7 protein-coding genes are annotated in these 8,911 nt (G+C 58.4%); 6 read left to right on the top strand and 1 reads right to left on the bottom strand.

The window, feature by feature from the left end; genetic code table 11:
- Positions 1–36 precede the first annotated feature (36 nt).
- The gene (locus EOC06_RS04125) at positions 37–546 is read right to left on the bottom strand and encodes a nodulation protein NolB (protein ID WP_024505368.1); all 510 of its coding nucleotides are present in this window, start codon (positions 544–546) and stop codon (positions 37–39) included.
- A 187-nt stretch (positions 547–733) separates the two neighbouring features.
- Between EOC06_RS04125 and EOC06_RS04130 the strand changes: the two genes are divergently transcribed.
- The 6 genes from EOC06_RS04130 to EOC06_RS04155 all read left to right on the top strand — a co-directional run bounded on the left by EOC06_RS04130 (position 734) and on the right by EOC06_RS04155 (position 8,791).
- Entirely contained in the window at positions 734–1,432 is a 699-nt protein-coding gene (locus EOC06_RS04130; RefSeq protein WP_024505367.1) for a secretin N-terminal domain-containing protein, read from the top strand.
- A 301-nt stretch (positions 1,433–1,733) separates the two neighbouring features.
- On the top strand, positions 1,734–3,668 hold the full coding sequence (locus EOC06_RS04135; RefSeq protein ID WP_024505366.1) for an HrpF/NolX family T3SS translocon protein: 1,935 nt from the start codon (positions 1,734–1,736) through the stop codon (positions 3,666–3,668).
- A 1,056-nt stretch (positions 3,669–4,724) separates the two neighbouring features.
- A complete protein-coding gene (locus tag EOC06_RS04140) occupies positions 4,725–5,069 on the top strand; it encodes a helix-turn-helix domain-containing protein (RefSeq protein WP_082826567.1) in 345 nt (114 codons plus the stop codon).
- A 37-nt stretch (positions 5,070–5,106) separates the two neighbouring features.
- Positions 5,107–6,444: a serine hydroxymethyltransferase gene (glyA, locus tag EOC06_RS04145; RefSeq protein WP_063169266.1), complete on the top strand. Its 1,338-nt coding sequence runs from the start codon at positions 5,107–5,109 to the stop codon at positions 6,442–6,444.
- Between the two features lie 57 nt (positions 6,445–6,501).
- Positions 6,502–7,677 carry a methionine adenosyltransferase gene (gene metK, locus EOC06_RS04150; protein WP_063169265.1) on the top strand — a complete coding sequence of 392 codons (1,176 nt, stop codon included), beginning with the start codon at positions 6,502–6,504 and terminating at the stop codon, positions 7,675–7,677.
- 100 nt (positions 7,678–7,777) lie between these two features.
- The gene (locus EOC06_RS04155) at positions 7,778–8,791 is read left to right on the top strand and encodes an adenosine kinase (RefSeq protein ID WP_128307157.1); all 1,014 of its coding nucleotides are present in this window, start codon (positions 7,778–7,780) and stop codon (positions 8,789–8,791) included.
- The last annotated feature ends 120 nt before the right edge of the window (positions 8,792–8,911 follow it).

Raw genomic sequence — 8,911 nt, forward strand, 5'->3', positions numbered from 1 at the left:
GATTTCGCCCTCGGCCAAGCCAATCATGCGCGCGGTTCAGCCTTCCTTCAAAAGTTTATTCACGGATGATGTGACGCCGCTGACGCCTTTGGAGATAAGCGCCACCTGGGTGACGCCGTTGTAAACATCCCGAAGACCAGCCATCATCGTTTCGAAGTCTTGCCCTTGTTGGGGAATGCCCGAGATTCCGGTTCCCGCCTCACCTGGAACGGGAAGCTTCTGCGCCGGTCCCGGTAGAGCGCCCTTCGAAAGGGCTATGTCATGGTCGAGCGCGGGGAAGGAAACAGTGTTGTGTGGATATAGGGAGGAAATCGTCTGCAACACGCGATCGCCCATGCCGCTCGTCGGCGCAGCCGCGCGCTGAACATCCATCGCCGCAGCAACTGGCGCCGCACTCGCTGGCCCCGCGGCGGCATCGTTTTTCAGCGAGTCGGCTGCATGCCCTAAGGCGCGCTCAAACTGGGCCTGCTCGACAATCGACGGTGATCCGACCCTGGGGAGGCCAGCCGTTAGAGTGGCAGAGATCGACGTGACAGGCATCATCATGTAAGGACTCGGTTGCTCTCTCTGACCGGGCGAGCCCCGCCCATTCATCACCCGGTGTCGGCGCAACACTCCTAGGGGGGCAAGCTGACAACAAGCTGACTAACGGCGGCGTCATTTCGACAATCTAAAATCTCTTCGGCAATTTAGTCACTTGTGATGATTTCAGCGTTTGGTTTATCAGTGCGACATGCCGAGAACGCTTATCCAACCCGTCACCCTGCATGTTTTGAGACTTCTTTGTGCCGGGTTTTTTCTGTCCACCGGGATTCACCCGGCGCATGCAGTCCCGCTGTCCCTTCCGGCGACACCCTATAGATACACGGTTCTGGATCAGGAGCTCGCTGCAGCGTTGCAGGAATTCGGCAACAACCTGAATATCAGGGTCAACATCAGTCCTGCGGTGAAGGGGCGAATTCGCGGACGTATGCCTGATTTGCCACCGCGCGCGTTCCTCGACCGCTTGACGAACCTTTACGGTCTACAATGGTACTATGACGGCCTTGTGCTCTATGTGTCTGCTGCACAAGAATCGCAAACTCGAATGCTTTTGATGACGTCGATTCGCTTCGATGCGTTCAAGGGGGCTCTCGACAAGCTTGATATCTCCGACGAGCGCTATGTGGTCAAACCCGTGCCAGGCAATGGCCTCGTCTTCGTTTCCGGTCCACCGCGCTTCGTCGCACTCGTGGAGCAGACCTTTAACGGCTTGGTGGCGCAGGCGCAGGCGCAGACTCACATAGCGGCAACGCCAAAGGAATCAGTGCTGATCTTGTTTCGCGGCTCCTCCACTACGGTCGTTCGCGACGGACGACCGGATGCTTCTTATTCTTCTGACATCCCACAACAGGATAGCGTTGGCGGGAAGCCTGAGCTGGGCAAGAAATGAACATTGAGGATTTCCCGCAGCTCTGAAGAACATGACTGCGGCTACCCCTTTGTGAACTCTTCGCAAACTCGTCAGTTTCTCGAAAGCTAATCCGCTCATGATGAGTCCCGGCAGCTCTCGCGGTGACTCCGGCCATTGTGTTGGACCGAACCTTGGAGCCGGCCCGGAACACAGCAATTGAAGGCAGGGCAGGCGCATTCGTGACCTGCCGACGCTTGGAATTGTCGAATTTTGTGAAACGCAAGGGATCTTCTGTCGGGGTCTCTTGTGGGGATTTCAACGTCACGTCTGAGGATGCATAATGTCGGCCAGTAATCTTTCAACTTTCTACCGCTCAAATTCGCTACAGTCCGCAAGGGGTTGGCCGGGCCTGAAAGTTTCCCATTTTGCGACCCAGCATCAGCAAAGTGCATCGTGCTTCGAAGCGATGCTGTCCACTTGTGTGCTGGCAGACAAGCCCGGCTCTTTCGCGCAAGGGGATCTGCCAGCGTCGAATCTTGATTCGACAATGGATAAATTGCGGCAGGACCCTTTGGGCCATCTGGCACCGGATGTCTTGACATTGAATGGCTTGGAGCAACACCCACTGGATCTGCTGCCGCCAAATATGAGGGCGGCTCTCAAGGAGGACCAATCGCAACGCTCCAAGGCGACTGAAGCCCAACATCTGCTCGGCGTCACTCCGAAGATCGAGCCGGCTCCCAGGCCGAGCCCCGGAATCACGTGGAACGGTGGGTCGCTGACCACGGCTGAGTTGCAGATTGTTGCGGTACTCAACCGTCACAAGGACCAATGCCCGCTTACTTGGAAGTCGTTGACCGACAAAGCCAATGATCCCTCTACGCCACCGGATCTGAAAGCGGCGATCCAGGGACTGCAGCAGGATTCGGGACTTTTTTATGCGATTGGCTCGCAGGGCGACGGCCGCTGTGGAGGCAAGATCAACGCCAAGGACTTGGCCGGATTTTCAAACCACCACCCACAAGTTGCTGCATTTCAGGAAGCCCAAGCGCGAAGCTACGAGCAGAACTACATACCATCCGACGGCAGCGGAGGTTTGCAGCCTTCGGTCATGACCTTGAGCGATGCCTTGCGGGAGTTTTACCGGTACTCCGAAAATCTGTCCAAGGACCTGAGTCTGGATGAGTTCAAGAAAATGGTCGGCGGCGAATCGAAAAACGGCAAATTTCCGCCCCAGGTCATTGCGGCGGCGCAATATTTCCTCGATCACCCCGATGCTTGGAACCAGTTGTGCGGTGGCTCGAAAGGGAAGATGCACAAAGAGGATTTCCTGCAAGTCGCCTCATCGTCGATGAGCCTCACGCAAACTGAGCTGAATACGGTCGAGATGATCAAGGACCATCAGGACACGTTCTTTGGAAGCGGTGTTCTGACTCGCGACAAACTGGCGAAAATGAAAGACGACAAGAGCCTTGATCCGAAAGTGCGGGAAGCAGCCTCTCAGCTCCTTTCAGATCCTCTTTTGTTTGGCCTCCTGAACAATTCGATCACGGGCTATAAGACCCATCATAAATTCTTCGACTTTGGCGGCGGGCATACGGTTGATTCCGGCAATATCAGCAAAAAAGACTTTGCCCATTTTTGCACAAACATGTCGTCTGCGAACCGCAACGTTCAGCAGCCAATCACCCACGGCGCCCAAACCGCAGAAGAGCAGAATGCCGTCGCGGACATGAAGATGGGCCTGATGGACCAGCCTGACATTAAGTCAGCCAAAAAGAACGGCGGGGCCGTCATGCACGTCGTCGACTCCGTGCTCAAAATCGAGACGAAAGTGCTCGACTTGGCGGCAACGGCGGTGGGACTGCTCAGCTTCATTCCGGGCCTCGGACAAGTAGCCGATCTTGCCTCGATGGTTCTCGAGGCTGAGTCGCAAGCAGCCAATCTCCTGCGTACGGCCATTAACGGAGGCGATATGAAGCGAGCGCTGGAGGAAGCTGGCCTCAATATGGCCGCGCAGGCGATCGGCCTTATCGCAGGCCCCGAGGTCAAGCTGGCCATTCGAAATGGGCTCGTAAAGCACCTGATGGAAGAGGCCTTGGCGGCAGGCATTGATCTTTCGGTCTCGACGGCGCAGGACTACGCAGAAGGCTATGTGAATAACCTCAAAGCGCGCCTTGCAGGCGGCCCTGAGCAAAGCCTAGGCCTTCCGAGCATGCCATCATTCCAGAGTGTGGCAAGCAATGTGCCCTTCGTCGGCATTGCCTTATCCTAGCCGTCGCCTTGCGCGGAAGCTTTGGCTCGCGCGCTGACATAAGGGTCATTGTGGCACAAGCAGGGGTTCATCCGCATCAACGCAAGCGGTGTTCCTGACGCCATCTGGATCGGACTGTGAGGGGGATGTCCGAAGTCTGTGAAGACTTCGGTATATGACGACTTCAGAGTTACGCTGAGCCCAGCCATCTCGAGCCGGTGCGCCGGGTCGAGGTTTTCACGGGCGCCGGCCGGTAGCGGGAATGGTCTCCGGAAGGCACGGCGCGGATGGTGGCGGAGCGGCGCAGCCGAAGGAACGGCTGTCGCGCGCCCAGGGCGGCCTCCCGAACAGCAGACGATGATCTCCTGCCTTGGGCCTATATCCTCGTGCCACGCTCAAGGCAGTCGGCTGAAAACAGCGCTGATTTAAAACAGCATTATCCTGCACTGCACCCTCGATCCTTGCGCTCACCGATCGCTCGTCGACACGCACGCGGTCAAGTCGTTATCGGCGCTATGCCGATGGGCTTCGAGAGCAAGGTGGACGCTGAGCGGTGCGTCAGCCTCAGGGCGCGGCTGGCCAGCTTTGGGTCTCACGCTCTATGACGGCAACACCCGGCTGATCCACTTGGCCTGTTCGCGGGCTCCCGGCAGCGGCGCGGAAGCCACGGTCCGCCTTCCTCGGCTTCAGGCCAAAGATACCGCAGCATGCTCCAGAGCTATGTCTGCCGCCTTCGCCCCATCGTCGCTGGTCATGTGGAAAGGACAAGCAGGCTACGCACCCTATAATCCCGTCGGGCAGGATTCGACAGTCGACGGCGAGACATTCGCCAAACCTCCCCCTTGATTCTCAGCAACGTTAAAAAAAATTCACATAATGTTCGTGAGTGTAGTCTCCTGTCAGGTGGTACATTAGCCCCAATATCTGGCGTCTTAGTCGTAGAAAGGACTGTGATCTATCTTCCATTAGCATCCATACCAGCGGATTTACAGCAAATGACGAGAGAGGTCTCATGCGGATTGATGGGGATAGAAGGGCTAGCGGCTTGCTGCATCCCGTCCGGGTTGATGCTAACCAATGTTGACACTGGTAAATCGCCTAAGGACGGCAGCGCATCTTGATCGCCTTCGAATCCTGGGCCTTTGCGCGCATGCGGATCTAACCGTCGGCGAGCTGGCCGATATTACCGGTCTGCCTCGCGAGCAGGTTCGACGCCACGTTCGGCGGCTGGTCAGAGCCAACTTTCTTTGCTGCAACGAACAACGTCCGCAGTCTTCGTACCATATGCAAGCAGGAGGCAAGGATGGCGAGCTGGCTCAATTGGTGGTCGATCTCCTGCCCCACGATGATGGCCATCATAAAAGAGACCTACAACGCCTGGAAGCAATACAAGACGCGCGGTTGAAGGGACCGCCTGCTTGATCGTGAAATAGATCAGTCCAAATGGAGCGCGACTACCATGGATAACTCCGCCGGCGGCGCCATCGCGCAGCCCGACACTTACGGGCGGCCTCACTTAGCCGCCGTCGACTCCCGCGTTCACGAACTGCTTCTAAGACAGGAGCGTCAGGAGCGGACAACTCTCAAACTGATCGCCTCCGAGAACTTTGCCTCCTCGGCGGTGTTGGAAGCGACCGGGTCGATTTTCACCAACAAGTATGCCGAGGGATACCCCGGTGCGCGCTACTACGCCGGAAACGAGATCGTCGATGAGCTTGAGACCCTCGCGATCGAGCGCCTGAAAGCGCTATTTGGCAGTGAACATGCCAACGTCCAGCCTTATTCAGGCTCGCCAGCCAACCAGGCTGTCTATCGCGCGCTTTTGAGCCCCCGTGACAAAGTCATGGGCTTGCCTTTACCCGAAGGCGGCCATCTGACTCACGGTTGGTCCGTCAATTTTTCCGGCAGCGATTATCAGCGCGTCCCGTACAGGCTGCACGAAAAGACACAGCAAATTGACTATGACCACTTGCGCGAGACCGCCAAGCGGGAACGCCCGAAGCTAATTTGGGTCGGCGGAACTGCTTATCCGCGTATTTTTGACTACGCGGCAATGGCCGAAATTGCTTCGGAGGTGAACTCGTATCTGGTGGCTGACATCGCCCACATCTGCGGCCTGGTTGTCGCAGGAGTGCATCCGAACCCCGTGTCCCATTGCGATGTGGTCACCAGCACCTCTCACAAGTCGATCCGCGGTCCCCGGGGTGGCTTCATTTTATCAAGGAATGAAGACCGTTATCAGCCCCTCCATCATCCGAAGAGCAAACACAATCTGGCCAAACGTATAGACCGCGCCGTGTTCCCTCTTCTGCAAGGCGGACCGCATATGAATACTATCGCCGCGCTTGCCGTCGCTTTGCAGGAAGCAGCGAACTCGTCCTTTCGTGTCTACGGTCAGCAGATCGTCCACAACGCCAAGGCTCTGGCCCAGGCACTTCTGGAGCGAGGTTATGAACTCGTCACCGGGGGCACTGACAATCACATGCTGATCCTTGATCTTCGGGACCGGTCGCTGTCAGGCAAAGCCTATGCGGAGCGCTTATCGCGTGCAGGCATCATTGCGAATTTCAATATGGTCCCGGGCGACCGGCGGCATCCGGCGCTGACAAGCGGCATCCGCTTAGGGACACCAGCGGTGACGTCCATGGGCATGCGCGAAACGGAGATGGTGCAGATCGCCGCTTTCATCGACTCGGTCTGCCGCCAGCCCGATGACCAGGAAGTTCATGCGAGCGTACGAAGAGACGTTGCCGACTTCTGCACTGCGTTCGATGTTCCCGGCATCCCCGACCGATAAGCCACCCCAATCCAGAAACTCCTCACTAACTCCAGCACTTGAAGCGAGGGCATTTTTATGACCAGGCAGTTCGTGTTCTCTTCCGAATCCGTCGGCGCGGGACACCCCGATAAGATGGCAGACAACATCTCCGATGCCATTCTCGATGCGGTCCTGCGCACCGATCCGAAGGCGCGCGTCGCCTGTGAAGTGTTGGTGAAGACGGGGATGGTCGTTGTGGCTGGCGAGATCACCAGCCATGCCCACATCGATTACAGCCAAGTCGCCCGCGATACGATACTCGATATTGGCTACGACGATGATGCGATTGGCTTTGATGGTCGACGTTGCGCCGTCGTTCTGGCCCTCACCGAGCAGTCGCCCGACATAAGCCAGGGCGTTGATGAAGGACGAGGGCAGGATCTCGGGCAAGGGGCAGGGGATCAGGGCATCATGTTTGGATTCGCATGCAACGAGACGGATACATTGATGCCCCTGCCGATCCAACTCGCTCACCATTTGACGAAAAGACAGGCCGAGGTCCGGAAAGCGGGACAGCTTGGCTGGCTGCGTCCGGACGTGAAATCTCAAGTGTCGGTACGCTACGAAGGGCTCCGCCCGGTGGCGCTGGATACCATAGTCCTGTCAACGCAGCATGACGAAGCGGTCTCACAAGCCACGGTCCGCGAAGGCGTCATTGAGGAGATCATAAAACCGGTCCTGCCGGCCCACCTGGATACTTCGGGGATCAGATTTCTGGTCAACCCAACAGGGCGGTTCGTGGTCGGTGGGCCTGCCGGCGACTGCGGCCTCACAGGACGGAAGATCATCGTCGATTCCTACGGTGGGACCGGGCGTCACGGCGGCGGTGCCTTTTCGGGCAAGGACCCATCCAAGGTTGACCGCTCGGCGGCCTATGCCGCCCGGTATGTCGCGAAGAACATCGTTGCCAGCGGCCTTGCGGAGGTCTGCGAGGTTCAGCTTGCCTACGCGATCGGCGTGGCCAGTCCGGTTTCTGTCATGGTCAATACCTTCGGAACCGCAAGGATCGAGGAAAAAAGGATCGAGCGCCTTGTTCTCGAGGTTTTCAATCTCCGACCGAAAGGCATCATCAAGATGCTTGATCTCTTACGGCCGATATACCGCAAGACGGCGACATACGGACACTTCGGGCGTGAAGAGCCTGAGTTCACTTGGGAGAAGACGGACAAAGCTGACGATTTGCTGCGTGAAGCCGGACCGGCAGCTGCGTGAGGGCGGCTGGATCAAGCGCATGCGGCAACCCATTTCAACTCGCGAGACCACGCCCGGCCGGCGTGGCAAGAAGCCGGCTCGGGTTTTGGCGGAGATTTTGATGCCGGATTATGACGTGCTTTGCATCGGCAATGCCATTGTCGACATCATCGCCCAGTGCGACGAGGAATTCCTCGAGACCAACGGCATCATCAAGGGCGCGATGAACCTCATCGACACACAGCGCGCCGAACTGCTCTACAGCCGCATGGGCCCGGCGATCGAGGCGTCCGGCGGCAGCGCCGGCAACACGGCGGCCGGCGTCGCCAGCTTTGGCGGCCGCGCCGCCTTCTTCGGCAAGGTCTCCAACGATGCGCTTGGCGAAATCTACGCGCACGACATCCATGCGCAGGGCGTCGCCTTCGGCACCACGCCGCTCAAGGGTGAGCCGCCGACGGCGCGCTCGATGATCTTCGTCACGCCCGACGGCGAGCGCTCGATGAACACCTATCTCGGCGCCTGCGTCGAGCTTGGCCCTGAGGATGTCGAAGCCGACAAGGCGTCCGGCGCCAAGGTCACCTATTTCGAAGGCTATCTTTGGGACCCGCCGCGCGCCAAGGAGGCAATCCGCCAGACGGCGAAGCTGGCGCACGCAGCAGGCCGAGAAGTGTCGATGACACTGTCGGATTCGTTCTGCGTCGACCGCTACCGCGACGAATTCCTTGAGCTGATGCGTTCGGGCACGGTCGACATCGTCTTTGCCAACAGCCACGAGATCAAGTCGCTCTACCAGACATCGTCGTTCGACGAGGCGCTGGCCCAGATCCGCAAGGATTGCCGGATCGCCGCCGTCACCCGCTCGGAAAAAGGCTCGGTGATCGTGCGCGGCGACGAGACCGTGGTGATCAAGGCGACCGCCATCAAGGAACTGGTCGACACGACGGGCGCCGGCGATCTCTATGCCGCCGGCTTCCTGCATGGCTACACGCAAGGCCGCGACCTGCAGACTTGCGGCGACCTTGGCTCACTGGCGGCCGGATTGGTGATCCAGCAGATCGGCCCCAGGCCCCGTCAGAATTTGCGCCGCGAGGCTGAGCAGGCGGGGCTGACCATTCCGGACGTTCAAACGAGTTAGTGGCCTACCTTCCCGTTGTGCAGGCTATCTCGCCAGAAGCGCAATCACGGAATAGGGAAATCCTGATGTCGAACATGATGAAGGCGCTGGTGAAGGCCAAGGCCGAACCAGGCATCTGGA

It is taken from the genome of Mesorhizobium sp. M7A.F.Ca.MR.362.00.0.0 (genome assembly GCF_004023175.1).
Lineage (GTDB): Bacteria > Pseudomonadota > Alphaproteobacteria > Rhizobiales > Rhizobiaceae > Mesorhizobium.

Coding starts and splice junctions, on each gene's coding strand:
- EOC06_RS04125 (WP_024505368.1), bottom strand. CDS start 546: ATGATGATGCCTGTCACGTCGATCTCTGCCACTCTAACGGCTGGCCTC.
- EOC06_RS04135 (WP_024505366.1), top strand. CDS start 1,734: ATGTCGGCCAGTAATCTTTCAACTTTCTACCGCTCAAATTCGCTACAG.
- EOC06_RS04130 (WP_024505367.1), top strand. CDS start 734: ATGCCGAGAACGCTTATCCAACCCGTCACCCTGCATGTTTTGAGACTT.
- EOC06_RS04155 (WP_128307157.1), top strand. CDS start 7,778: ATGCCGGATTATGACGTGCTTTGCATCGGCAATGCCATTGTCGACATC.
- glyA (WP_063169266.1), top strand. CDS start 5,107: ATGGATAACTCCGCCGGCGGCGCCATCGCGCAGCCCGACACTTACGGG.
- EOC06_RS04140 (WP_082826567.1), top strand. CDS start 4,725: ATGTTGACACTGGTAAATCGCCTAAGGACGGCAGCGCATCTTGATCGC.
- metK (WP_063169265.1), top strand. CDS start 6,502: ATGACCAGGCAGTTCGTGTTCTCTTCCGAATCCGTCGGCGCGGGACAC.